Consider the following 23,873-nt stretch of genomic DNA (forward strand, 5'->3'; position numbering starts at 1 on the left):
GACAGTGGGTGACCGAACCGACCTCCGGGACAGCGGAAGCGCAGGTCAGCACAGGTGGTGCGATACCTCACTCGACGACGTGACGCCCCTCTTGGCGCGCGCTGCACGAGGCACGGAACGCGCAGTGCGTGCAGTGCTGCCCGGCGGTCGGGGTGAAGCGCTCGTCGAGGACCTTGCCGGCGGCGGTGGCGAGCAGGTCGCCGACCCACTCCCCGTCCAGCGGCTCCTGTGCCTGCACCTTGGGCAGGCTCTCGCCGCCGTCCCGCTTGGCCGCGCCCTGCCGGAGGTGGACGAGTTCGGCGCCGCCGGGCTCGGGACGTACACCGTCGAAGGCGTCGTCGACGGCCCCCTCGCGGACGGCCAGCTGGTAGACGGCGAGCTGCGGGTGGCGCTCCACCTCTTTGGAACTGGGCGCCTGTTTGCCGGTCTTGAAGTCCACCACGTAGGCGCGGCCGTCGCCGTCCGCCTCGACCCGGTCCATCTGCCCGCGGATGCGCACCTGGTAGTCGCCCGCTTCGAGGGTGACGTCGAAGTCGTGCTCGCTGGCCACGGGGGTGCGTCCGGTGCGGTTCATGACGTGCCACTGCAGGAACCGTTCGAGCGCCACGCGCGCGTTGTCCTTCTCCTGGGCCGACTTCCACGGCGCGTCGAAGGCCAGCGCGTTCCACACGGAGTCGAGGCGTTCCATGAGGACGGTGAGGTCGGCCGGAGTGTGCCCGGAGGCGACCTCGTCGGCGAGGACGTGCACCACGTTGCCGAAGCCCTGGGCGGCGGTGGCGGGCGCGTCGGCCTTCACCTCCCGTCCGAGGAACCACTGCAGGGCGCAGGTGTTGGCCAGTTGGTCGAGGGCGCTACCGGAGAGCACGACGGGCTGGTCGCGGTCGCGCAGCGGCACCTTGGACTCGGTCGGCTCGAACATGCCCCACCAGCGGTAGGGGTGCGCGGACGGCACCAGGGGGCGGCCGTCCTCGTCGGCGAGGGCGGCGAGCCGGGCCAGGCGGTGCGCGGCGGCCTCCCGGAGTGCTTCGGAGACGCGCGGGTCGACGGTGGTGGCGCGCAGCTCGGCGACGAGCGCCGCGACGGACAGCGGGCGGCGCGGGCGGCCCGTGACGTCCCTGGGTTCGACGCCGAGCTCGGTCAGGAAGCGGGAGGGCTGGTCGCCGTCGTCGGCGGGGGCCTTGACCGCGGTGACCACGAGGCGTTCACGCGCGCGCGTGGCGGCCACGTAGAACAGGCGGCGCTCCTCGGCGAGCAGTGCGCCGGGGGTGAGGGGTTCGGCGAGTCCGTCGCGGCCGATGCGGTCGGCCTCCAGGAGGGAGCCCCGGCGGCGCAGGTCTGGCCACAGGCCCTCCTGGACGCCCGCGACGACCACCAGGCGCCATTCCAGGCCCTTGGAGCGGTGCGCGGTCATCAGGCGGACGGCGTCAGGGCGTACGGCACGGCGCGTGAGGGTGTCGGCGGCGATGTCCTCGGCGTCGATCTCCGCCAGGAAGTTCAGGGTGCCCCGGCCGCCGGTGCGTTCCTCGGCGCGGGCCGCGGTGGCGAACAGGGCGCACACGGCGTCCAGGTCGCGGTCCGCGTTGCGCCCGGCGGCACCGCCGCGGCGGGCGGCCCGCTCCAGCCGCGCGGGCCAGGGCGTGCCGTCCCACAGGTCCCACAGCGCCTCTTCGGCCGTACCGCCGCCGGCCAGGCGCTCGCGGGCCTTGCGCAGCAGCGCGCCGAGGCGCTGGGCGCCGCGCGCGTACGTGGGGTCGTGCACGGCGAGCCGCTCCGGCTCGGCGAGTGCCTGTGCCAGCAGTACGTCGGAGGGCGGCGGCAGGGGGTTGCCGGCCGCGCGCTCCTCGTCGCGCAGGGCGCGGCCGAGGCGGCGCAGGTCGGCGGCGTCCATGCTCGCGAGGGGGGACGTCAGGAGGGTGAGGGCGGTTTCGGTGTCGAGCCAGCAGGTGCTGCCGTGGGGGTGCGCGGCTTGAGCACCCTCGGAGGACTCGTGAGGCGGCCGGAGGGACTCGTCGCGGGGGCCCTCACCGGCCTCGGCCTCCTGAAGGTCCGCCTCCTGAGCCTCGGCCTCCTGAGTCTCGGAGGAGGACCCCGCCTCCGCCTCGGCCACCGCCCGCAACGCCGTCAGCAGCGGTGCCACCGCCGGTTCGTGCCGCAGGGGCAGATCGTCACCGTCGACGTCCACGGGGACGCCCGCCGCCGACAGGGAGCGGCGGAGCGTCGGGATGGTGCGGGACCCGGCGCGCACCAGGACGGCCATGTCGCGCCACGGGACGCCGTCCTCCAGGTGGGCCCTGCGGAGGATGTCGGCGATGTTGTCCAGCTCCGTCCCGGACGTCGGGTAGGTGTACGCCTCGACGCGGCCGCCGTCCCGCACGGGGGCGAGTTCGCGGTGGGCGCGGACCTTCTCGGCGGGCAGGCGGGTCAGCGGCATGCGCTGGGTGAGCAGCCGGGTGGCGGCGAGCAGGCCGGCGCCGGAGCGGCGGGACGTACGCAGCACCGCGACGGGGGCGGGGCGGCCATCCGCGCGCGGGAAGGCATGCGGGAAGTCCAGGATGCCGTTCACGTCGGCGCCGCGGAACGCGTAGATCGACTGGTCGGGGTCACCGAAGGCCACGAGTGTGCGCCCGCCACCGGCCAGGGCCTCCAGCAGCCGCACCTGGGCGGGGTCCGTGTCCTGGTACTCGTCGACGTAGACGGCGTCGTACCGGGCGGCGAGCCAGGCGGCGACCTCGGGGCGGCGGGCGAGGAGCACCGCGCGGTGGACGAGTTCCGCGTAGTCGATCACGCCGTGGAGGTCGAGCACGTCGAGGTACTCGGCGAGAAAGGCGGCCGCGGCGCGCCAGTCCGGCCGTCCCGTGCGATGGGCGAAGGCGTCCAGGGCGTCGGGGCCGAGGCCCAGCTCACGGCTGCGGGCCAGGACCGCACGGACCTCGTCGGCGAAACCGCGGGTGGTCAGGCAGGCGCGCAGCTCGTCGGGCCAGCGCACGTGCGCGAGCCCGAGCCGTTCCAGATCGATCTGCCCCGCGAGCAGCTCCCGCACGGAGACGTCCTGCTCGGGGCCGGACAGCAGCCGCAGGGGTTCCACGAACAGGTCGCTGTCCTGGTGGGCGCGGACCAGGGCGTAGCAGAACGAGTGGAAGGTGGTCGCCCGGGGTGCCCGGGCCGCCCCGGTCCGCCGGGCCATGCGGTCCCGCAGTTCGACGGCGGCCCGGCGGCTGAACGTGAGCACCAGGACGCGCTCGGGGTCCCCGCCGCGGGCGATCCGCTCGGTCACGGACTCGACCAGCGTCGTGGTCTTGCCGGTGCCCGGACCTGCGAGGACGAGCAGCGGACCGGCCGTGTGGTCAACCACGGAGCGCTGCGCGGCGTCCAGAAGAGGGGGGTCCACCCGAGCCGGAGGGGTACGTACCAGTCGGTAGGCGCCACTGTTCCCCCGCCGCACCCGGGGGTGCGACAGGCCGCTGGAGGAGGAAGAGGAGCTCACGTGGTTCGCCGGTTCTGGTGGAAGTGCTGGGTGGCGGGCCACCGCGCGTGGCGGGCGGTGACCGCGGGGTGACGGGAGCGCGCGCAGCCGACGCTACGCCGCCGAGTAAGGCGGAAGCAGGGCTTCCCCTTCTTCTCGTCGCCCCCTCACGACGCTCGCGGCACGCATGCCCCTCGCCTCACGAACGTACGTCATGGCCCCGCTGTGCCCCGATTCCCCCGTACGGATCACCGGTCACACGGGAGGCCGTGAGATGGCGGAAGCTGTCAGGTGTGACCCCCCGCGCGATCACCGCCGTCCCACCGCGCCCGTCTCATGTCGATGCGCGGCAGGTGGCCCTCGGCGGCGCGGCTCGCCGTCTTCAGGGGCGTGCCCTCCGCCCGGTAGTGGCCGAGCGCCCGCTGTTCGTGGCCCGGCAGCAGGACGCCGTCCGCGCGGACGACCCGCCACCACGGAGCGGCTCCCCCGTACAGCGCCAACACCCGGCCGACCTGGCGCGGACCGCCCTGCTCCAGCCACTCGGCGACATCCCCGTAGGTCATGACGCGGCCCGGCGGGATCAGGTCGGCGACGTCGAGGACCCGCTCGGCGTACTCGGGCAGCGCTTGCGCGGGCTCGTCCTCGTGCCGGCCCCCCTCAGGGCTCCTCTGCTCACTCATCCGTCCCATCCTGCCCCACCCCACCGACAACGGGCCGGGCGCGCTCCCGGGCGTTTCCCGCGCGTGGCAGGAGCGCGTCGGGCAGACTGTCCGCCCCCGCATGTGCACCCTGAATGCCCCGTGTGCCGGTGCGGCATGCCACCATCGTGCGGGCGGTGACCGGTGATACGAGACCAAGAAGAGACGATGAAGCAGCAGGGCGCGCACCCCGAGGACACGGAGGGCACCCCTGACGCTGCGTCGCGCCCGGGTACTCCGGAGGACCGTCCCAGGACGGCCGCGAAGAAGACCCGCGCACCCGCCGGGGAGCCGGAGTTCGCGCACATCGACGAGGTGGAGGGCGACGAACCGCTGCTCCCCGCGCGCGTGCACCGTCCCTCCGACCTGATGCGCCTGCTGGTGGGCGTGCTCGCCGTCGTGGTCCTGATCGGGATCGCCGCGTTCGCGCACGGCACCACCTCGGGCCTCGAACAGGACATCAACAAGGGCACCGGGCAGGCACCCGACCTGCTGATCAAGATCGCGGGGCTGGCCTCCAGCATCGCGATCCTGCTGGTGCCGGTCGCCTTCGCCATCGAGCGTCTGATCAAACGGGACGGGCTCCGGATCGCCGACGGCGTGCTCGCCGCGGTCCTCGCGCACGGTGTGACGCTCGCCACGGACCTGTGGGTGGCCCGTGCCGCGCCCGACTCGATCCAGGAGGCGCTGACCCAGCCCTCCCCGGGCGACGTCCACGCGCTGACCGATCCCGTGCACGGGTACCTGGCCCCGGTCATCGCCTACATGACGGCCGTCGGCATGTCCCGCAGACCGCGATGGCGCGCGGTGCTTTGGGTCGTGCTGCTCCTCGACGCCTTCTCGATGCTCGTCACCGGGTACACGACGCCGTTCTCGATCATCCTGACCGTGCTGATCGGCTGGACCGTGGCCTACGGCACGCTGTACGCGGTCGGCTCGCCCAACGTCCGGCCCACCGGGCAGACCCTGATGGCCGGCCTGCGGACCGTCGGCTTCCGCCCGGTCAGCGCCTCCCGCGAGGACACCTCGGACAACCCGGACACCGGGGACCGGGGCCGCCGCTACTTCGTCACCCTGGAGGACGGCCCGCCCCTCGACGTGACGGTCGTCGACCGTGAGCAGCAGGCACAGGGGTTCTTCTACCGTGCCTGGCGCAACCTCACCCTGCGCGGCTTCGCCACCCGCAGCAGCCTCCAGTCGCTGCGGCAGGCCCTGGAGCAGGAGGCGCTGCTGGCGTACGCGGCGATCGCGGCCGGCGCCAACGCGCCCAAGCTGATCGCCACCTCCGAGCTCGGCCCCGACGCGGTGATGCTCGTCTACGAGCACAGCGGCGGACGCACCCTCGACTCGCTGCCGGACGAAGAGATCACCGACGACCTGCTGCGCGACACCTGGCACCAGGTGAAGGCGCTGCAGTCGCGGCGCATCGCGCATCGCAGGCTGGTGGGCGACGCCATCCTGGTGGATCGTTCCGGCAAGGTGATCCTCACCGACCTGCGCGTCGGCGAGATCGCGGCCGGTGATCTGCTGCTGCGCATGGACACCTCCCAGCTGCTGGTGACGCTCGGCCTCCGGGTGGGCGCCGAGCGGGCGGTGACCTCGGCGGTGGGCGTGCTCGGGCCCGACGCGGTGGCGGACTGTCTGCCGATGCTCCAGCCCATCGCGCTCAGCCGCTCCACGCGCGCGACGCTGCGCAGACTGGGCAGGGAGCGGGCACAGCGCGAACGCGACGCGGTGCTGGAGGCCTCACGGCAGGCCAAGCAGGCCCGCATGGAGGAGCACGCGGAGGAGTCCGCGCCCGTCCTGGAGAAGCCCGACAAGAAGACCGTACGGGCGGAGCAGCGGGCCGAGAAGCGGGCGATCGACGAGGCGCTGGAGGAGGCGCGCGAGGAGGACCTGCTCACGCAGATCCGGCACGCGGTGCTGCGGATCAGGCCGCAGGCACCCGTCGAGCCGGCCCGGCTGGAGCGGGTGCGTCCGCGCACGCTGATCAGTTTCATTGCCGGCGCGATCGGCGCGTACTTCCTGCTGACGCAGCTCACCCACATCGAGTTCGGGCCGCTCATCGCGAACGCCGAGTGGGGCTGGGTGGCCGCGGCCGTGCTGTTCTCGATGTGCAGCTACGTCGCGGCGGCGATGGCCCTGCTGGGGTTCGTGCCCGAGCGGGTTCCGTTCGTGCGGACGGTGGCGGCGCAGGTCGCCGGGTCGTTCGTGAAGATCGTCGCCCCGGCCGCGGTGGGCGGTGTCGCGCTGAACACCCGCTTCCTGCAGCGCGCGGGAGTACGGCCGGGGCTCGCGGTGGCGAGTGTCGGCGCGTCGCAGCTGTTCGGGCTCGGCTGCCACATCCTGATGCTGCTGTCCTTCGGCTATCTGACCGGTACCGAGAAGACGCCCTCGCTGTCACCCTCCCGGACGGTCATCGCCGGCCTGCTGACCGTGGCGGTGCTGGTGCTCGTGGTGACGTCGGTGCCGTTCCTGCGGAAGTTCGTCTCCACGCGCGTGCGGTCCCTGTTCGCGGGTGTCGTGCCGCGCATGCTGGACGTGCTCCAGCGGCCGCAGAAGCTGGTCACCGGCATCGGCGGCATGCTGCTGCTGACCGCCTGCTTCGTGATGTGCCTGGACGCGTCGATCCGCGCGTTCGGCGACGACTCCACCTCGATCAGCATCGCCAGCGTCGCCGTCGTCTTCCTCGCGGGCAACGCCCTCGGGTCCGCGGCGCCGACGCCCGGCGGTGTGGGCGCGGTCGAGGCGACCCTGACGGTCGGTCTGATCGCCGTCGGTCTTCCGAAGGAAGTCGCGGCACCGGCCGTCCTGCTGTTCCGCCTCCTGACGCTGTGGCTGCCCGTCCTCCCCGGCTGGCTCGCCTTCAATCACCTCACCCGCAAGCAGGCCCTCTGACCCGCCCGGAGGGCACCGGTCAGTACCCCAGTGGTCGGCGGTCAGGCGGCTCTCACGCCTCACTGAACCCTCCTCCCTCGTACGGCACGCGCCCCGCGCGCCCGGTCCTGGGCCGCCGCAGGATGGAACCATGCCAACGCTCCTCCGGCTGCGCGCCGCCGCCCTGACCGCCTCCGCCGTGTTGCTGTCCACCGTGCTGGCGGGCTGCGGCGACGACGCCAAGGACGAGGACGTCACCCGGCAGGAGCTGAGCTGGAAGGCCTGCGCCGCCCCGGACGAGGCCCAGGGCGGCGGCCCGGCGCCCACTCCCCTGCCGGACGACGGTGAGTGGGAGTGCGCCACGATGAAGGCCCCGCTCGACTGGAGCGACCCCAAGGGCGACACCATCGGCCTCGAACTGATCAGGGTCAGGACCACCGGCACCGGGAACGAACGCATCGGCTCGCTCGTCTTCAACTTCGGCGGCCCCGGCGGCTCGGGCGTCGCCACGCTGCCCGCCTTCGCCAAGGACTACGAGAAGCTGCGCACCCGCTACGACCTGGTCAGCTTCGACCCGCGCGGCGTCGGCCGCAGCGACCCCGTGATCTGCGAGAACGACCAGCAGCTCGACGCCTACTTCCAGCAGGACGGCACCCCCGACGACGCCGCGGAGCGCACCCAGCTGCTGGACAGCACCAAGGAGTTCAACGACGCCTGCGAGCAGAACTCGGAAAAGGTCCTCCCGCACGTGCGCACCACCGACGCGGCCCGCGACCTGGACCTGATGCGCCAGGTCCTCGGCGACGACAAGCTGCACTACTTCGGCATCTCCTACGGCACCGAGCTGGGCGGCGTCTACGCCCACCTTTTCCCCAAGCGGGTCGGCCGTGCCGTGTTCGACGCCGTCGTCAACCCCACTCAGGACCCCGAGCAGAGCTCGCTGGGGCAGACCAAGGGCTTCCAGCTCGCGCTCGACAACTTCGCCGAGGACTGTGTGTCGAAGACCGAGGAGTGCCCGATCGGCGACAGCGCGCAGGACGTGAAGGACCGCATCGCCCGGCTGCTCAGCGACCTCGACCGCACACCGATCCCGGGCATCTTCCCGCGCCAGCTGACCCAGACCGCGGCGACCAGCGGCATCTTGCAGGCCCTGTACTCGCAGGACTTCTGGGAGTTCCTCACCGACGGCCTGGAGGAGGCCTACGACGGCGACGGCAGCACCTTGATGCTGCTGTCCGACTCGATGAACGGACGCAGCGAGAACGGCGAGTACGACAACTCGACCGCCGCCTTCACCGCCATCAGTTGCGCCGACGCCAAACCGCGCTACGACGCCGCCTATGTCGAGCGGCGGCTGCCGGAGTTCCGGGCCGCCTCACCCCTGTTCGGCGACTCCCTGGCCTGGAGCATGATCGGCTGCACCGACTGGGCCGTGGCGGGCGCGGCCGACCACCCGGACGTCAGCGCTCCGGGCTCGGCGCCCATCCTGGTCGTCGGCAACACCGGTGACCCGGCCACGCCGTACGAGGGCGCGAGGGCGATGGTCAACGCGCTGGGCAAGGGCGTCGGCGTCGAACTCACCTACCGGGGGCAGGGCCATGGCGCCTACGACAGCAAGAACCGGTGCGTGCAGGACGCGGTGAACGGTTATCTGCTGGACGGGAAGGTGCCGCCGACGGGGACCGTCTGCACCTGACACCTCCATCCCTTCCGGGAAACTCGCAGGTCAAAGGGTTATCCACAGGCCGGAACGGCCGAAGCGGGATCTGCCTACCATGGCCTGACCGCCATCCGCGGCACGGAGCGGGCGGCCTGCGAGGGGGGATGGGCAATGACACGCTTGGTTCGGTGGACCGCTCTGGCGGCCGTCTCGGCCCTGCTGGCCGCGGGCTGCGGCGGCGGTACGTCCGACGACGACAGGAGCGGGCTGTCCTGGGGGCGCTGCAAGGCCACCGCCGACGGGCCCGCACCGAGCGGCGAATGGCAGTGCGCGACGCTGAAGGTGCCGCTGGACTGGTCGAAGCCGGACGGCGAGACGATCGGCCTGGGACTGATCCGCGCCAAGGCCCGCGGCGACGACCGCATCGGATCGCTGCTGTTCAACTTCGGCGGCCCGGGTGCCTCCGGCGTGTCCATGATGCCGTCGTACGCCCCGACCGTCTCCTCCCTCCGTGAGCGGTACGACCTGGTGAGCTGGGACCCGCGCGGCGTCGGCGCCAGTGAGGGGGTGCGCTGCCGGGGCGACCAGGAGATCCAGGCCGCCGAGTCGGTGGACCTCACCCCGGACACCCCCGCCGAGGAGAAGGCGTACCTGGACGACGCCGCCGACTTCGGCAAGGGCTGCCAGAAGGACGCCGGGAGGCTGCTGGCCCATGTCTCGACCGCCGACTCGGCCCGTGACATGGACCGCATCCGGGAGGTCCTCGGCGATCCCAGGATGAACTACTTCGGCATCTCCTACGGCACCGAGCTGGGCGGCACCTACGCGCACCTGTTCCCGAAGAAGGTGGGGCGCATGACACTGGACGCGGTCGTGGACCCCGGGGCGGACACCGTGGGCCACGCCGAGAACCAGGCCAGGGGCTTCCAGCGGGCACTGGACAGCTACCTCGTGTCCACCGGTCAGACCCCTCAGGAGGGCTCGCGGAAGATCGCGGCCCTGTTGCGGCGGATCGACGCCCGCCCCCTTCCCACGAGCGTGCCCGGGCGGAAACTGACCCAGTCCCTCGCGTTCACCGGCATCATCCTGCCGCTGTACAGCAAGGACAGCTGGCCGACGCTGACCGGCGCCCTCGACGCGGCCGAAAGGGGCGACGGCTCCGACCTGCTGACCCTCGCCGACCGCTACAACGAGCGTGACCCGTCGGGGCGCTACGGCACGACGACCCATGCACAGCGGGTCATATCGTGCCTGGACGACAGGCAGCGGCCGACCGCGGCCGAGACGAAACGGCTGCTGCCCCGGTTCGAGAAGATCTCCCCGGTCTTCGGGGCGTTCCTCGGGTGGGACACGGCCGGCTGGTGCCACGACTGGCCGGTGCCCGGACAGCACGACACCCCGGAGGTGAACGCCCCAGGCGCGGCGCCGGTCCTGGTGGTCGGCAACACCGGCGACCCTGCCACCCCGTACGAGGGGGCGCGCAGGATGGCCGACGAACTGGGCAGGGGCGTCGGGGTGATGCTGACCTGGCGGGGCGAGGGGCACGGCGCGTACGGCAGCGGGAGCGACTGCGTCGACTCCACGGTGAACGCGTACCTGCTGCACGGTTCGGTGCCGAAGGACGGCAAGGTCTGCTCATGACGACGGCGGGGGCTTCGGGCACTCGTGGTGCCGGAAGCCCCCGCCGTTCGGCAAGGGAGCCCGGGTACGGCTCAGTACACCGGCTTGGACGGCTCGATCTGGTTGACCCAGCCGATCACGCCACCGCCGACGTGCACCGCGTCCGAGAAGCCCGCGGACTTCAGCACCGCGAGGACTTCCGCACTGCGGACACCCGTCTTGCAGTGCAGGACGATCTTCTTGTCCTGCGGGAGGCTCTCCAGGGCGGTGCCCATGAGGAACTCGTTCTTCGGGATCAGCCGGGCGCCCGGGATGGAGACGATCTCGTACTCGTTCGGCTCACGGACGTCGATGATGTCGATGCTCTCGCCGTCGTCGATCCACTCCTTGAGCTGCTTGGGAGTGATCGTGGAGTCGGCGGCCGCAGCCTGGGCCTCCTCCGACACGACGCCGCAGAAGGCCTCGTAGTCGATGAGCTCGGTGACGGTCGGGTTCTCGCCGCAGACCGCGCAGTTCGGGTCCTTGCGGACCTTGACCTGGCGGTACTGCATCTCCAGGGCGTCGTAAATCATCAGTCGGCCGACCAGCGGGTCGCCGATGCCGGCGAGGAGCTTGATGGCCTCGTTGACCTGGATGGAGCCGATGGACGCGCACAGCACGCCCAGCACGCCGCCCTCGGCGCAGGAGGGGACCATGCCGGGGGGCGGGGGCTCCGGGTAGAGGCAGCGGTAGCAGGGGCCGTGCTCGGACCAGAAGACGGACGCCTGGCCGTCGAAGCGGTAGATCGAGCCCCACACGTACGGCTTGTTCAGCAGCACACAGGCATCGTTGACCAAGTAGCGGGTCGCGAAGTTGTCCGTGCCGTCGACAATCAGGTCGTACTGGCTGAAGATGTCCATCACGTTGTCGGCCTCGAGCCGCTCCTCGTGAAGGATCACGTTCACGTACGGGTTGATGCCCTTGACGCTGTCGCGCGCGGACTCCGCCTTGGGGCGGCCGATGTCGGCCTGGCTGTGGATGATCTGGCGCTGCAGGTTCGACTCGTCGACCTCGTCGAACTCCACGATGCCGAGGGTGCCGACGCCCGCGGCGGCCAGGTACATCAGCGCCGGCGAGCCCAGGCCGCCGGCGCCCACACACAGCACCTTGGCGTTCTTCAGCCGCTTCTGCCCGTCCATCCCCACGTCGGGGATGATCAGGTGGCGGGAGTACCTGCGGACCTCGTCTACGGTGAGCTCGGAAGCCGGCTCGACCAGGGGTGGCAGCGACACGGGGACTCCGTTGGTCGGTCGATCACTACGGTTGTTCTCCCCGTAACAGTGCCACGCCCTTTTTCATTCCGAGACACCTGTTCCGATACGCGAGACGAATTCGTCCCAGTAGCCGGGCATGGCCTCCCAGGGGTCGGTGCGGCCGCCGCGGTCCGTGTGGTCGGTGATCCATACCGTCGCGGCGCCCTGCCGGCGGGCGATGCGCAGTGCCTCGGTCAGGTGGGGGCGGGGCACGCCGTGGACGAAGTGGCAGAAGCGCTCGGGAGAATGGTCCGCGGTCCACTCGGCCACCTGCGACCAGCGGTAGTCGCTCCAGGGCCCGGAGAAGGTGACCAGCTGGTCGGCGAGCTCGACGTAGCCGGGATGCGGGTGGATGCCGTGCCCGAGGACGATGTGGGCAGCGTCACGGATCACGCGGAGCGTGGCGACCGTGCGGCGGACCTCCGCCAGCCCGGCGTGGTCGGCGGGGCAGCGCTCCAGGAGGAAGCCGTCGACCTGGTACCAGTCGACGAACCGGTGGGCGTCCGAGATCAGCTCACCGAAGTTCCGGGTGCCGTAGCGGGTGTCGAGGTGGCCGAGGACACGGATGCCCGCGTTGCGCAGCCGGCCGGCCGCCGCCAGGCAGTACGGGTCGGGGCGCGTGCCCGGACCGTCGTCCACATTGAGGACCACCCAGTGCAGCGGGGTGCCGGGCCGGGCCAGCTCGCCCCATTCGGTGGGGGCGAGGAGAGGGTGGGCGTAGCCAGGGACTCCGACGCCGGGGCGGACATCCGTGCCCGCGGTGGGCCGCCGGGACCGGGTCAGATACGGCATGCCGCCTCCATCCAGATGTCGGCGAGGGACTCCTCCAGTCCGATCCGGGGACGCCAGCCGAGCCGGTCGCGTGCGGTGCGCACGTCGGCCTGCTGCCAGCTGCCGCAGCCGTCCGGGTACGGGTACGCGACGGGGGGCGCGTGGTCCGGGTCGGGGCGTGGATGGCCGATGGCCGGGCGCAGGGCGCCGGGCGGACCGTCGAGTTCGTGGAGGGCGCCGCCGTATCCGGCGACGCGGGCGAGGACCGCGGCGGCGTCGCGCAGGCGGACGGCGCGGCCGGAGCCGATGTTGATGACGCCTTGCGCGGCGGAGAGCGAGGCGGCGTGGACGGCGCGGGCGACGTCGCGGACGTCGACGAAGTCGCGCTGGGCGCCGAGGCCGCCGAGTTTCAGCTCGCCGTCACCGGACTGCATGGCGCGGCGCATGGCCTCGGCGAGGCGGCCCAGCGGGGAACCGGCGGGGGTGCCGGGTCCGGCCGGTGAGAAGACGCGCAGGACGACGGCGTCCAGACCGGAGCCGAGGACCAGTTCGGTGGCGGCGAGTTTGCTGACGCCGTACGGGCCGCCGGGCCGGGGCACCGCGTCCTCGGCGGTGGAGGAGCCGGGCTGGCTCGGGCCGTACTCCGCGCTGCAGCCGATCTGCACCAGCCGGGCGCCGCAGCCGCTGCGGCGCAGGGCCTCGCAGACGGTGGCGACGGCCACGGTGTTGTGGCGGGTGAGCTCGCGGGCCCCGCCGCGGGTGGCGCCGGCGCAGTTGACGACGACACCCGGGTGGACGGCGTCGAGGAAGCGGGTGAGGGCGCCGGGGCTGCCCGAGGCGAGGTCGAAGCGGACGTCGGCGTCGTCACCGCGGCCGAGGGCGGTGAGCTGCACCGCCGGGTCGGCGAGCAGGCGGTCGGCGACGAAGCGCCCGATGTAGCCGTTGGCTCCGATCAGCAGGACTCTCATCGCGTGGCTCCCGGGGTCGCCGGGGTTCCTGGGTGGGTGATCATGCGGGTTCTCCTCGGGAAAAAACGTAGGGAGGAAGGCAGGTAAGGGACGGGGGCCGTCTGTGGCCGTGGGGCCGAGGTCGGTGGTGGTCACACGGTGGGCTCCGTGGGTGCGTGCGCCGAGGCCCGGGTGAGCTTGCGGACCGTGTGGACCAGGAGGGCCAGGGCCGCGGCTGTGCAGGCGAGGGCGGGCACACTGCCGGCGCCCCAGGTGGTGACGAGCGTTTCGACGGGGGTGGCCAGGAAGCCGAGGCCGGGGAGGCGGGAGGCGAAGACCGAGGCGAGGGCGACCGCCTCGGCCGTGGCCGTCGCGCCGAGGACCACCGCGGGGGCATAGGTGAAGCCGTGCGTGGTGAGGAGGCGGGCCAGGAACAGGAGGGCGCCCAGGGCGAGGGCCTGGGCGTAGGCGGCGGACTCGCCGCGGACTGCCGAGCAGAGGGTGAGCAGACCCGTCAGGGCACCCAGGAACAGGGCGAACGTGGCGAGCAGCAGAGGGCGTGCCGCGGCGGCGAAGTCCTCCAGGCCGCGGCTGGAGGCGAGTCTGCGGCGGGCGCGCACGGTGAGGAGGTGCGCGGTCCAGGCGGCGGGCGCGCAGGCCAGGGCGAGGGCCAGGACCGGCGTGGCGGTGAGGGGCCAGGGGTCGCCGGGCGTGCCGGTGGGCAGGGCGTCGGGGCCTCCGGCGAGGGCGCTGCGAAGCAGGCCGTCCCCCAGGAGGGCGTAGCCGACGAGCCACAGGATCCATGGGGTGGTCCTGCCGGAGGCTGCACCGGGCCGCGGCCCGGGCCGGTCCGGGCCGGTCCTGCTCAAGGGGCCCCGGCGCAGGGCCGCGCGGAGAGCCAGGGTCACGGCGAGGGCGCCGGCCACACCCGCGAACAGTCGCGGCTGCCCCCGGGTGAGCTGCAGCGCGGCCACGGCGGCTGCGCACAGCGCACCGGGCAGGAGGGTCAGGAGGACCCAGTCGGCACGCACCCGGGGCGGGGCGGGCGGTGTGGGCAGGGGCGTGTCGCCGTCCCGTGAGACCCGTGCGTACATCTCCTCGGCGAGGGAGAAGACGTCGCGGTGGCGGAAGCGGGCTGCGGTCCGGTCGGTGATGCCGTGTGCCTCCAGACCCGCGGCGATCTCCAAGGGGTCCACCGCGCGCTCGCAGAGCTCACGGTGACGGTGCATCAGTGCCTTGACCGGGTCGCCGGCACCCCGGCGCGTGGGGGACGCCTTGCGCTCGGCGGCCGTCCCCCGGCTCGCGGGCCCGTTGTCCTCGGCGGCGGGCACTGCCGCCTTGCCGTCCGCGACCGCCTCCGGTGCGGTCGGGTCCAGTTCCTCCAAGTCGCTCATCACGCACCCTCCGGGGTGGGGACAGGGCTGGTGGCGCGCACGGGCCCGTCCGCCCCCCAGCCGGGGCCGCCGCGGGCGGCGAGGCGGGGTGATGCGGCGGTCCAGCGGACGGGTACGTGGGCCTCGGCGGGAACCGCGAACGGCAGCGGCGCCCCCGCTCCGTCGAGGAGTACACGGCGGACGGGCGCGTGCGAGACGATCTCCAGGTAAATGCCGTGAAATGCCTCGATGTTCTGCTCGACCGTGAACAGTTCGAGCGCGCGGGCACGGGCGGCGGCGCCCAGGCGCGCACGGCGCTGCGGGTCGCGCAGCAGCGCCACGCACGCCTGCGCGAGCGCCTGCGGATTGCGCGGTGGTACGACGAGCCCTGTGCCGCCGATGATCTCCACGACCGCGCCGACGTCCGTGGACACCGTCGCGCGCCCGCAGAGCATCGCCTCGACGAGACCGGCGGGGAAGCCCTCGACCACGCTGGACAGCACGGTCACGGCACCCGAGGCGTAGGCGTCGGCGACGCCCGGGAGTTCGGGGCCGCCGATCTCCTCGAAGGACACCGGATTGTCACCGGCGAGGTGCGGGCCGTCGGCCTCGTCGGGGAAGAGCTGGGCGGCCAGGGTCCTGCAGTGATCGAGGTAGGCCGCGCCCTCGGGACCGGCGGGGGCACCCACGATGCGCAGGCGGGTCCTCGGCTCCCGCTTGCGCACCTCCGCGAAGGCGTGCAGCAGCGAGACCAGGTCCTTGGCGGGCTCGACGCGGCCGACCCAGACGAGCGTGTCCGGGTCCGCGCAGTCCGGCGACTCGCCCACGGCGGCGAAGGGCCGGGCGTCCATGCCGGGGTGGACCGTGCGGAGCTTGGCGCGGTCGGCGCCGCAGCGCTCCTGCCAGCGGCGGGTGTGGCTGTTGCCGGCGGTGACGAACTCGGCCCGCGTGTAGGCCTCAGTCGCCAGCCGGCCCTCGAAGGCGGCCACCAAGGACCGTACGGCGGGTGGGGCGTCGGGAGCGGTGAGGTAGTGCGTCCGCAGGCGCACGCCGTACTCGGTCACCATCAGGGGGACGCCGGTGAAGTGCCGGGCGAGCAGGCCGGGCAGGGCCGCCGCGCCGCCGGACGCGGCGTGGCAGAGGTCGACCGCGCCGAGCCCGTCGTCCTCGTACCAGTCGAGGGAGAGGGGGCGCAGGGCGCGTTCCAGGTGTGCGGCGACGGCGAGCAGGTCCGGTACGCGCGCCTCGCGCGCCGCGCGATGGGCGCCGGGCGCGCGGCAGGCGCGCTCCAGGGTGCGTACGGCGGCCTCCGACCGGAGGGCTCCCGCCAGCCCCCCTTCCTCGCGGGCGAGTTCGGCGAGCCCGTACAGAGCGGTGGCGAAACGGTCCGCCTCAGAGGTCGGCGCACCCTCGGAGAGACTCCTGACGGCTCCTGACGCGCCCTCGTCGACTCCGCACAGCACGGCGGCCAGCTCCGCGAAGTACTCGGTGAACCGCCGGCGCGCACGGCGCCCGAGCGCCACCTCGTCGTCCTCGGCCATCCACAGGGGCGCGGTGCGCACCCTGCGGACGTTCGGCGACAGCGGGACCCAGCCCTCGTCCTCCTGGTGCTCGCTGCGGCTGAGCGCGTAGACGTCGAACTCGTGCTGGGCGAGCCCGCGCACCAGCCGGTCGCACCAGAGCCTGGCGTCACCGCTCACATACGGATACCCACCCTCCGTAAGCAGTCCGATGCGCACGAGTGCACCCCCGATCTCCCGTATGGGGAGCCGCCGTTGCCCGGCGGCTCGCAGCGGGACGAACGTATGCGGACAAGGCGGTGGTGCGACGGACGGTTGTCCGTCGCACCACCAGAAGGGGTGAACGGTCGTAACTTTCCCGTGCGGGTCGCGTTCTGTCGCGCTAGGAGATCAAGCGGACACAGATCGTCACGCGGCGGCCAACTCCCGTCGCTGTGCCCGGCGTCGCGCGGCGGCCTGCGGATCGAGCGCGGGCACGGCCGCGAGCAGCTGCCTGGTGTAGGGGTCGCGCGGCGACTCGTACACCTCGCCGACGGGCCCCTCCTCCACGATCCGGCCGCGCCGCATCACGGCGACCCGGTCGCTGACCTGGCGGACGACGGCCAGGTCATGGGCGACGAAGACGAGGGCGAGTCCGAGTTCGCGCTGCAGCTCCCCCAGCAGGTCGACCACATGGGCCTGGGTGGTGACGTCGAGGGCCGAGACCGGCTCGTCGCAGACGATGACCCGCGGGTCGGCCGCGAGGGCCCGGGCGATGCCGACCCGCTGGCGCTGTCCGCCGCTGAACTCATGGGGGTAGCGGTCGTGGTGGGCCGCTTCGAGCCCCACGCGCTCCAGCAGTTCGCCCACGCGCTCCCGGATGCGCCCTTCGTGCCGCTCGCCCCGTGCGCGGAGCGGATCGGCGATGGACTCGCCCACGCTGCGGCGGGGGTTGAGGGAGGAGACCGGGTCCTGGAAGACCATCTGCACGGCCGGGTTCACCCCGGTGTGTGCGCGGCCCTCGAAGCGCAGCACCCCCGCCGTCGGCTCCAGCAGCCCGACGAGCATGCGCCCGAGGGTCGTCTTGCCGCTGCCGCTCTCGCCGACGATCCCGAGGGTCTCACCGCGGCGCAGGGTCAGCGATACGTCGTCCACGGCCGTGAACGCTCCCTTCCCTCGCCCGAACTCCCGTCGCAGGCCGGTCGCCTCCAGGACGACCTCGTCGGGGTCCGCCGAGGCCTTGCGCGGCGCGTCCAGCCGGGGAACCGCGGCGAGCAGCTCCCGGGTGTACGGCTGGGCCGGGGAGCCCAGCACGTCGACGACCGGGCCGTGTTCGACGGCCCGGCCGTGCTGCATCACCAGCACCTCGTCGACGCTCTCGGCGGCGACGCCCACGTCGTGCGTGACGAGCAGCAGGCCCATGCCGGTCTCCTCACGCAGGGTGTGCAACAGATCGAGGACCTGGGCCTGGATGGTCACGTCGAGGGCGGTCGTCGGCTCGTCGGCGATGAGCAGCCGGGGCTCGCAGGCGAGTGCCATGGCGATCAGGGCGCGCTGGCGCATGCCGCCGCTGAACTCGTGCGGCCAGGACCTCGACCGCCGGGCCGCGTCCGGGATGCCCACCCGGTCGAGGACCTGCACGGCACGCGCGCGTGCCGCCCGCCGGGACACGCGGGCGTGCACGCGGTAGACCTCGGCGATCTGGTCGCCGATCGCGTAGTACGGGTCGAGGGACGACAGGGGGTCCTGGAACACCATGGCGGCCGATCCGCCGCGCAGCCGCCGCAGTTCCTCGTCGGTGGCGCGCTGCACGTCGGTGCCGGCCACCTCGACCGTGCCCTCGACCCGTGCGCCGGTGCCGCGGTGCAGGCCGAGCAGCGCGGACGCCACCGTCGACTTGCCGGAGCCGGACTCGCCGACCAGGGCCAGGGCGGCGCCCTCCTCCAGGCTGAAGGAAAGGCCGTCGACGGCACGCAGCGCGCCGAACTCCACACAGAGGCCGGTCACGTCGACCAGGCTCATGTCAGCACCACCCGTCGGTCGGCCACCGCGTACAGGACGTCCGCGACGGCGTTGGCGAGGACCACGAAGAATCCGATGACCAGGACCATGCCGACCACGACCGGCAGGTCGACGACATTGACGGCATGGACGAGTTCCTGTCCGATGCCGGGCAGGCCGAACAGTGTCTCGGTGAGCACCGCGCCGCCGATCGCCGATCCGACGTTGTTGGCGTTCAGCGCGATGACCGGGGCGAACGCGCCGCGCAGTGCGTGCCGTCCGACGATCGACCGTTCGCCGACGCCGTAGGCACGGAAGGTGCGGATGTGATCGTCGGCGAGCGTCTCCAGCATCGAGGCCCGGGTCAGCCGGGCGAACGCGGCGGCCTCGATGAGGGCGAGCGACAGCCAGGGCAGCAGCAGGTTCCACGCCCACTGTTCGGGGTCGTCGGTGAGGGCGACGTACTGCGGGAAGGGCAGCAGCCGCAGTTCCCCGCAGACGACGATCATGAGGACCAGGCCGATGACGAAGACCGGCGTGGCGGTGCCGGCGAGGGTGAGGCCGGTCAGCACCCGCTCGGAGAACCGGCCGCGCCGCCAGGCGGAGAGCACGCCGGTGCCGACCCCGAGGATCAGCCACAGCACCATCGCGCCGGCCACCAGGGACAGACTGACCGGGAGCTTCGCCCAGATCAGCTGCGTGACCTGCTGGTCGCTCTGGTACGACAGGCCGAGGCAGGGCGCGGAGCAGTGCTGGACGGACGTGCCGGTCGAGTAGTCCTGGCCGGCGACGAGCCCCTGGAGGAAGTGGCCGTAGCGCACGAACAACGGGTCGTCGAGGTTCAGCTGCCGGGCGACCTGGTGAACCTGTTCCGGTGAGCAGCGCGGGCCGCAGGTGATCTGGGCGACGTTGCCGGGGGTGGCGTAGAAGACGACGTAGACGATCACTGAGATGGCGAGCAGGGTGACGGCGGCGCCGACGGCGCGGCGCAGGATGAATCCGGTGAAGCCGTTCATGCCGTGCCTCCCCCTGCCGCCTTGGACTCCCGCCTGCGTCCCGTCCCGACGCGCAGCCGGGAGGCCGCGCGGGGGTCGAGGGCGGTGCGGACCCCGTCGCCGAGGACCGTGAGGGCGAGCACCGTGACGAACAGGGCGCCCGCGGGCAGCAGCAGGTACTGCGGGGCGGCCTGGTACCAGACGTCGGCGGCGGTGAGCATCTGTCCCCAGGAGGGTGTCGGCGGCTTCACGCCCACGCCTAGGAAGGACAGCGCGGCCTCGACGGTGATGTTCGTCGGGACGAGCAGTGCGGCGTAGGTGATGACGGGTGCGGCGATTCCGGGCAGGAGTTCGCGGCGGGCGATGCTCCAGGTGCCCCAGCCGCTGAGCCGGGCCGCGGAGACGTGGTCGCGTTCCTTGAGGGTGAGGGTCTGCGCGCGCACGATCCGGGCGATGTTGCCCCAGCCGATCAGGCCGATGACGAGCGCGACGAGTACCGGCCGCGGAAAGCTCGCCGGGACGATCGCGAGCAGCGCCAACGCCATGATCATGAGCGGCATGGCGACCATGACGTCGGTGAAGCGGCTCAGCAGTTGATCGACCCATCGTTTCCCGAGCGCGGCCGCGACGCCCAGGGTGATGCCGATGGCGACCTGCACGACGGTCGCGGCCAGGGCGACGCCCAGCGATACGCGCGCGCCGTACACCAGCCGTGCGAAGAGGTCGCGGCCGGTCTGGGGCTCGACGCCGAACCAGTGGTCGGCGCTCGCTCCGCCGAGGGGCCCGACGGGGACGCCGCCGCGCGCGGAGTCCACGAGGGAGGGGTGGTAGGTGGTCGGGTCCTGGCCCTCGACGGCGGTGAGCAGCGGCGCGGCGAGCGCGACCAGGACGAGCAGCGCCACGACTCCGGCCGCTGCTAGGGCGGCTCGCTGCGTGCGCAGCCGCCGCCAGAACTGACGGGCCCCCGAGGCGGCCGGGACGGCGGGATCCGTCACGGCCGCCTCGGCGGCGAGAAGTGCCTCGCTCACGGCGTCACTTCACCGCGACCTGCGAGATGTCCAGTACACCGGTCCAGTCGCTGATCACGACGTTCTTGATGTCCTTGCCGACCAGTCGCTTGTAGACGGGGTGGAACAGCGGCACCGTCAGTGCCTTCTCCCCGATCTTCTGGTCCAGTGCACCCCACCTCTCGGCGGCCTGGTCAAGATCCGTCAACTTGTTGATCGCGTCGATCTCGTCATTGACCGACGTGTCGTTCAGCTGGCCCGTGTTGAAGTTGGCGCCGTCCTTGACGATCTGCCGGCCGTCGAAGATCGGGGCGAGGAACGGCCCGCCGGAGGGCCAGTCGGCACCCCAGTGGGCGAGGAAGAAGCCGGGCTCGGCCTTCACGTCGTGGATCTTGTCGGAGTAGTCGTTCTCCTCCAGGCCCTGCAGCTTGACCGTGATGCCGGCCTTCTTGAGCGCGTCCTGGATGGCGGTGGCGATCTCGGGGCTGGTCTCGAAGTCCTTGGCGTTGGAGTGCGTCAGCGTGACGGTGAGGCCCTTGGTGTATCCGGCCTCATTCAGCAGTTCCTTGGCCTTGGCGGCGTCGCCGGCCTTGCCCGCCGGGAAGTGGTCGTAGGGCGTGTACCCGAAGGACTTCTGGTCGGGCAGGAAGGTGGTGGCGGGCTCGGCCAGGGCGGACCCGCCCGCGGCGTTGACCACGGACGACCGGTCGATGGCGTACGAGATCGCCTGGCGCACCTTGGGGTTGTCGAACGGCTTGGTCTTCGGATTGAAGGCGATGTAGTTCGTGTAGCCGAAGTGGCCGGTGCCGACGCGGGAGGCGAGGTCCTTGTCGCCGGTCACCTTGGCCAGCTCGGCCGGGCCGAGGTTGGTGTCCGTGGTGACCGCGGCGGCGTCCGCTCCCTGGGACGCGGACAGCCGCTGGTTGATCACGGACGAGTCGAGCCCGGACCGCACGTCGATCTTGTCCGGGTAGGCCTTGCGCTCGGCGTCGGTCGCGGCGGACCAGTGCGGGTTGCGCTCCAGGACCAGCCGCTCACCGTCGTTGTCGTTGCGCACGACCTTGTACGGCCCGGAGGAGACCGGGTGCTCCTCGTACTTGGTGCCGGTGTCCTTGCTCTTCGGGACGGGCGTGAACTGCGTCTGCGTGGCCAGGTAGGGGAACTCGCCCTCGGGCTTGTTCAGATGGAAGACGATGGTCCGCTCGTCCGGCGTCTCGATCGCGTCGAGGCCCTTCTTGTCCTTGTACGGGCCCTGGTAGTCGGCGGCCCCGACCAGCCAGTCGCGCAGGTAGGGAGCGCCGCCCGACAGCTCGGGGGCGAAGGAGCGCTCGATGCCGTACTTGATGTCGGCCGAGGTGATCGGCGTGCCGTCCTCGTACGTCAGGCCCTTCTTCAGGGTGTACGTCCACACGGTCGCGTCCTTGTTGGGGCGCCCGGTGTCGGTGGCGAGGTCGGGGACGACCTTCGCGCCGGCGGCGCCGTCCTCGCGGTTGCGGGTGGTGAGGGTGCGGAAGACCAGGGACGGGACGTTGCCGCCGCCGGAGGTGTAGAGGCGGGCCGGGTCGAAGTCCTGCTGGGGGTTGGCGTTCAGGACCGTGAGGGTGCCGCCCTTGTGGGGCGTGGAGTCGCCGCCGGCTGCCTTGGCATCGTTGTCCTCCGGCCCGCAGGCGGTGGCACCCGCTGCCAAAACCAGGCTGACGGATGCCGCGGCCACGCGGCGCGCTGTGACGGACGGTTGGCGCATCGGAAAGACGACCTCTCGGAAGGCGTCCCGGACCACGAGGTTCTCGTATCGCGAGACGAATAGACGAAGGGTGAGACGGAAGAAGACAGACGTCTACCCGGCGCCGAGTCGTCGGGAAAGCCGTGACCGGGTCACGGGGAGAGCGAGCGACGCGCGCCGGGGGCGGGCGTCAGCAACAGTGAATGTCGGCCACGCAGAGCGGGGTCACGCCGATGAGCGCCAGCTCGATGGCGGCGCGAACGGAGACGTGACGGGGCGACATGCCCAGAAATATGAACGAACTTTCCGAGCATGTCAACGCGAGCCGCGCCACACCCTGTGGGGCGCCTGTCAACTCCCGGGGTAAGGCCAGGCGTTGGCGCGGCAGTGGACGCCGTCGTGGTCGAGGAACTTGGTCTGCTGCTGCATGACCGGCGCGAGGTCGCCGTCCTTGTCGCAGGTGACGTGGCCGTAGCCGAGGCGGTGGCCGACCTCGTGGTTGATCAGCATCTGCCGGTAGGCGTGGATCTTGCCGTCGCCGTAGGTCTCCGAGCCCTGCGCCCACCGGTAGGCGTTGATCATCACGCGCTCGGTCGCGGCCGAGTCGCAGGAGACGTTGTCCTCGGTGGTGTCCAGACCCGACTTGGCACACCAGTCGGCGGTCATGCCGGGGCTCGCGAGGGTGATCACGAAGTCGGGCTTGCCGGAGTAGATCCGCTCGAAGGTGCGCGCGCCGTTGTGGGCCCAGCTGCGCCTGTCGTTGAGGGTCTTCTGCACGGCCTCGGCGAACAGTGCGCCGTCCAGTCCGAGCCCCTGCTCCACGTCCACGCGGTAGGTGAACTTCTGCCCGGCACCCGGCGCCTTGGCGATGCCGGGGACGGCGTCGAACTTCCCGGAGCCCTTGAGGGTGGCGCCGAGCGGGTACGTCCGGCTCATCTTCTCGTCGTACGTCAGCGGCGCGGCTTCGGGGGCGGGTGCCCTGCCGTCCGCGCGGGACGCGGGGTCGCGGACGTCGCGGGCCTGGTCGGTGGCGGACTGGGACTGCACGACGGCACCGCCGTTGTCGTCGGTGACCTGTCCGGCGACGATGACGGCCAGCACGGTGGTGACGGCCGCGGCCGCGATGCCGGTGAAGGCACGGCCCTTGCCGCCCCTGCCCGGCGAGGGCGTGCCGGTGGGCCCCGCGTCGTCGTGGCCGCACCCGGAGTCGGCGGGGGTGCCGACGTTCCAGTCCGAGACGGAGGCGTAGGCGTCCGCGGCGTGCGCGGAGGCGGGCGTTCGGGGCGCGAAGACGTCGTCCTCCTCGGCGACGAAGGCGTCGATGTAGTCCTGCCGCGGCCCGGGCACGGATGCCCGGCGCTGCCGCGGTATGGGCACAGCGATCCCGGCGGTCCCCGCGCCGTCCCCCCTCAACTCACCCCAGCCGCCGCCGGCTTCCCGCTGCTCCGGATGCCCGCCACGCGCGCGCGGAAAGCCGTGCGCGGGGGTGCCGTCCGGCAGCCGCGGAACACCCTGCGCGGGAGTCCCGTCCGGGAACCGGGGCACGCCTCGTGCCGGGGTGCCGTCGACCGGACGCGGTACGCCGTGTGCGGGTGTGCCGTCGGGAAGGCGCGGCGTTCCGCGTGCCGGCGTCCCGTCCGGCAACCGGGGGATCCCGTGGGCCGGTGTGCCGTCCGGGTGCCAGCCGTCGGGCAGGCGCGGCAAGCCGTGCGGCGGTGTCCCCTGGGCGGGCGCGGTCCTCGGACCGGGCACCCGGCGCGGGCCCTGTGAGGGCCAACCGCCCTGCGGGGCGCCGGGCGGTGCGGTCCCGGCTCCCCGGCCGGCGTCCGGCGCCTGGCCCTGACCCGGCCCCGGGCCCTTCGCGGGGCCGGCCCGGTCGTCCCGTGCTGCGGTCGTGTCCGCGGTGTCGCCCTTGACGACCGGTCCGCGGCGGCTGTGGCGTCCCAC

At 72.6% G+C, this 23,873-nt stretch carries 16 protein-coding genes; 3 read left to right on the forward strand and 13 right to left on the reverse strand.

Going from position 1 to position 23,873, the window contains the following annotated elements:
• Positions 1-67: 67 nt before the first annotated feature.
• Both ACFZDI_RS02515 and ACFZDI_RS02520 read right to left on the reverse strand, forming a co-directional pair.
• Positions 68-3,484, reverse strand: coding sequence for a UvrD-helicase domain-containing protein (locus tag ACFZDI_RS02515; protein WP_391247232.1), 3,417 nt, complete (start codon positions 3,482-3,484; stop codon positions 68-70).
• A gap of 266 nt (positions 3,485-3,750) precedes the next feature.
• A complete protein-coding gene (locus ACFZDI_RS02520; RefSeq protein ID WP_391247234.1) occupies positions 3,751-4,143 on the reverse strand; it encodes an MGMT family protein in 393 nt (130 codons plus the stop codon).
• Between the two features lie 186 nt (positions 4,144-4,329).
• On the opposite strand from ACFZDI_RS02520, the gene ACFZDI_RS02525 reads away from it, so the two are divergent.
• The 3 genes from ACFZDI_RS02525 (at position 4,330) to ACFZDI_RS02535 (ending at position 10,339) form a co-directional block, all read left to right on the forward strand.
• Complete coding sequence (locus ACFZDI_RS02525) at positions 4,330-7,059, forward strand: lysylphosphatidylglycerol synthase domain-containing protein (protein ID WP_234849979.1); 2,730 nt, start codon at positions 4,330-4,332, stop codon at positions 7,057-7,059.
• A gap of 130 nt (positions 7,060-7,189) precedes the next feature.
• Positions 7,190-8,734 carry an alpha/beta fold hydrolase gene (locus ACFZDI_RS02530; RefSeq protein WP_391247236.1) on the forward strand — a complete coding sequence of 515 codons (1,545 nt, stop codon included), beginning with the start codon at positions 7,190-7,192 and terminating at the stop codon, positions 8,732-8,734.
• 135 nt (positions 8,735-8,869) lie between these two features.
• The gene (locus ACFZDI_RS02535; RefSeq protein ID WP_391247238.1) at positions 8,870-10,339 is read left to right on the forward strand and encodes an alpha/beta fold hydrolase; all 1,470 of its coding nucleotides are present in this window, start codon (positions 8,870-8,872) and stop codon (positions 10,337-10,339) included.
• Positions 10,340-10,410: 71 nt separating this feature from the next.
• Here the strand turns inward: ACFZDI_RS02535 and moeZ are convergent, their stop codons facing one another.
• From moeZ to ACFZDI_RS02590, 11 genes are all read right to left on the reverse strand, one after another.
• Positions 10,411-11,589, reverse strand: a complete 1,179-nt coding sequence (gene moeZ, locus ACFZDI_RS02540; protein ID WP_031112256.1) for an adenylyltransferase/sulfurtransferase MoeZ — start codon at positions 11,587-11,589, stop codon at positions 10,411-10,413.
• A 63-nt stretch (positions 11,590-11,652) separates the two neighbouring features.
• The gene (locus ACFZDI_RS02545; RefSeq protein ID WP_391247240.1) at positions 11,653-12,402 is read right to left on the reverse strand and encodes a spherulation-specific family 4 protein; all 750 of its coding nucleotides are present in this window, start codon (positions 12,400-12,402) and stop codon (positions 11,653-11,655) included.
• Positions 12,390-13,349, reverse strand: coding sequence for an NAD(P)-dependent oxidoreductase (locus ACFZDI_RS02550; RefSeq protein WP_086560583.1), 960 nt, complete (start codon positions 13,347-13,349; stop codon positions 12,390-12,392). Before ACFZDI_RS02550 ends, ACFZDI_RS02545 begins: the two co-directional genes overlap by 13 nt.
• A 131-nt stretch (positions 13,350-13,480) precedes the next feature.
• On the reverse strand, positions 13,481-14,722 hold the full coding sequence (locus ACFZDI_RS02555; protein ID WP_391247242.1) for a hypothetical protein: 1,242 nt from the start codon (positions 14,720-14,722) through the stop codon (positions 13,481-13,483).
• The gene (locus tag ACFZDI_RS02560; protein WP_391247244.1) at positions 14,722-16,440 is read right to left on the reverse strand and encodes a DUF3492 domain-containing protein; all 1,719 of its coding nucleotides are present in this window, start codon (positions 16,438-16,440) and stop codon (positions 14,722-14,724) included. Before ACFZDI_RS02560 ends, ACFZDI_RS02555 begins: the two co-directional genes overlap by 1 nt.
• A 189-nt stretch (positions 16,441-16,629) precedes the next feature.
• Positions 16,630-18,222, reverse strand: a complete 1,593-nt coding sequence (locus tag ACFZDI_RS02565; protein WP_391247246.1) for a dipeptide ABC transporter ATP-binding protein — start codon at positions 18,220-18,222, stop codon at positions 16,630-16,632.
• Positions 18,219-19,217, reverse strand: coding sequence for an ABC transporter permease subunit (locus ACFZDI_RS02570; protein ID WP_391247248.1), 999 nt, complete (start codon positions 19,215-19,217; stop codon positions 18,219-18,221). The genes ACFZDI_RS02565 and ACFZDI_RS02570 overlap by 4 nt, the downstream gene beginning before the upstream one ends.
• On the reverse strand, positions 19,214-20,224 hold the full coding sequence (locus ACFZDI_RS02575; protein WP_391247250.1) for an ABC transporter permease subunit: 1,011 nt from the start codon (positions 20,222-20,224) through the stop codon (positions 19,214-19,216). Before ACFZDI_RS02575 ends, ACFZDI_RS02570 begins: the two co-directional genes overlap by 4 nt.
• 4 nt (positions 20,225-20,228) lie before the next feature.
• On the reverse strand, positions 20,229-21,947 hold the full coding sequence (locus tag ACFZDI_RS02580) for an ABC transporter substrate-binding protein (RefSeq protein ID WP_391247251.1): 1,719 nt from the start codon (positions 21,945-21,947) through the stop codon (positions 20,229-20,231).
• 169 nt (positions 21,948-22,116) lie between these two features.
• Positions 22,117-22,209, reverse strand: a complete 93-nt coding sequence (locus ACFZDI_RS02585) for an Ms4533A family Cys-rich leader peptide (RefSeq protein ID WP_311774658.1) — start codon at positions 22,207-22,209, stop codon at positions 22,117-22,119.
• A gap of 68 nt (positions 22,210-22,277) precedes the next feature.
• Positions 22,278-23,873, reverse strand: a complete 1,596-nt coding sequence (locus ACFZDI_RS02590) for a DUF3152 domain-containing protein (RefSeq protein ID WP_391247254.1) — start codon at positions 23,871-23,873, stop codon at positions 22,278-22,280.

Origin of the sequence: Streptomyces sp. NPDC007907 (genome assembly GCF_042959365.1) — a bacterium.
GTDB lineage: Bacteria > Actinomycetota > Actinomycetes > Streptomycetales > Streptomycetaceae > Streptomyces > Streptomyces indiaensis.

What these genes read in the sequence shown, in the direction of transcription:
- ACFZDI_RS02520 (WP_391247234.1), bottom strand. Translation starts at nt 4,143, where the DNA reads ATGAGTGAGCAGAGGAGCCCTGAGGGGGGCCGGCACGAGGACGAGCCC.
- ACFZDI_RS02525 (WP_234849979.1), top strand. Translation starts at nt 4,330, where the DNA reads ATGAAGCAGCAGGGCGCGCACCCCGAGGACACGGAGGGCACCCCTGAC.
- ACFZDI_RS02530 (WP_391247236.1), top strand. Translation starts at nt 7,190, where the DNA reads ATGCCAACGCTCCTCCGGCTGCGCGCCGCCGCCCTGACCGCCTCCGCC.
- ACFZDI_RS02535 (WP_391247238.1), top strand. Translation starts at nt 8,870, where the DNA reads ATGACACGCTTGGTTCGGTGGACCGCTCTGGCGGCCGTCTCGGCCCTG.
- ACFZDI_RS02545 (WP_391247240.1), bottom strand. Translation starts at nt 12,402, where the DNA reads ATGCCGTATCTGACCCGGTCCCGGCGGCCCACCGCGGGCACGGATGTC.
- ACFZDI_RS02550 (WP_086560583.1), bottom strand. Translation starts at nt 13,349, where the DNA reads ATGAGAGTCCTGCTGATCGGAGCCAACGGCTACATCGGGCGCTTCGTC.
- ACFZDI_RS02555 (WP_391247242.1), bottom strand. Translation starts at nt 14,722, where the DNA reads ATGAGCGACTTGGAGGAACTGGACCCGACCGCACCGGAGGCGGTCGCG.
- ACFZDI_RS02565 (WP_391247246.1), bottom strand. Translation starts at nt 18,222, where the DNA reads ATGAGCCTGGTCGACGTGACCGGCCTCTGTGTGGAGTTCGGCGCGCTG.
- ACFZDI_RS02570 (WP_391247248.1), bottom strand. Translation starts at nt 19,217, where the DNA reads ATGAACGGCTTCACCGGATTCATCCTGCGCCGCGCCGTCGGCGCCGCC.
- ACFZDI_RS02580 (WP_391247251.1), bottom strand. Translation starts at nt 21,947, where the DNA reads ATGCGCCAACCGTCCGTCACAGCGCGCCGCGTGGCCGCGGCATCCGTC.
- ACFZDI_RS02585 (WP_311774658.1), bottom strand. Translation starts at nt 22,209, where the DNA reads ATGTCGCCCCGTCACGTCTCCGTTCGCGCCGCCATCGAGCTGGCGCTC.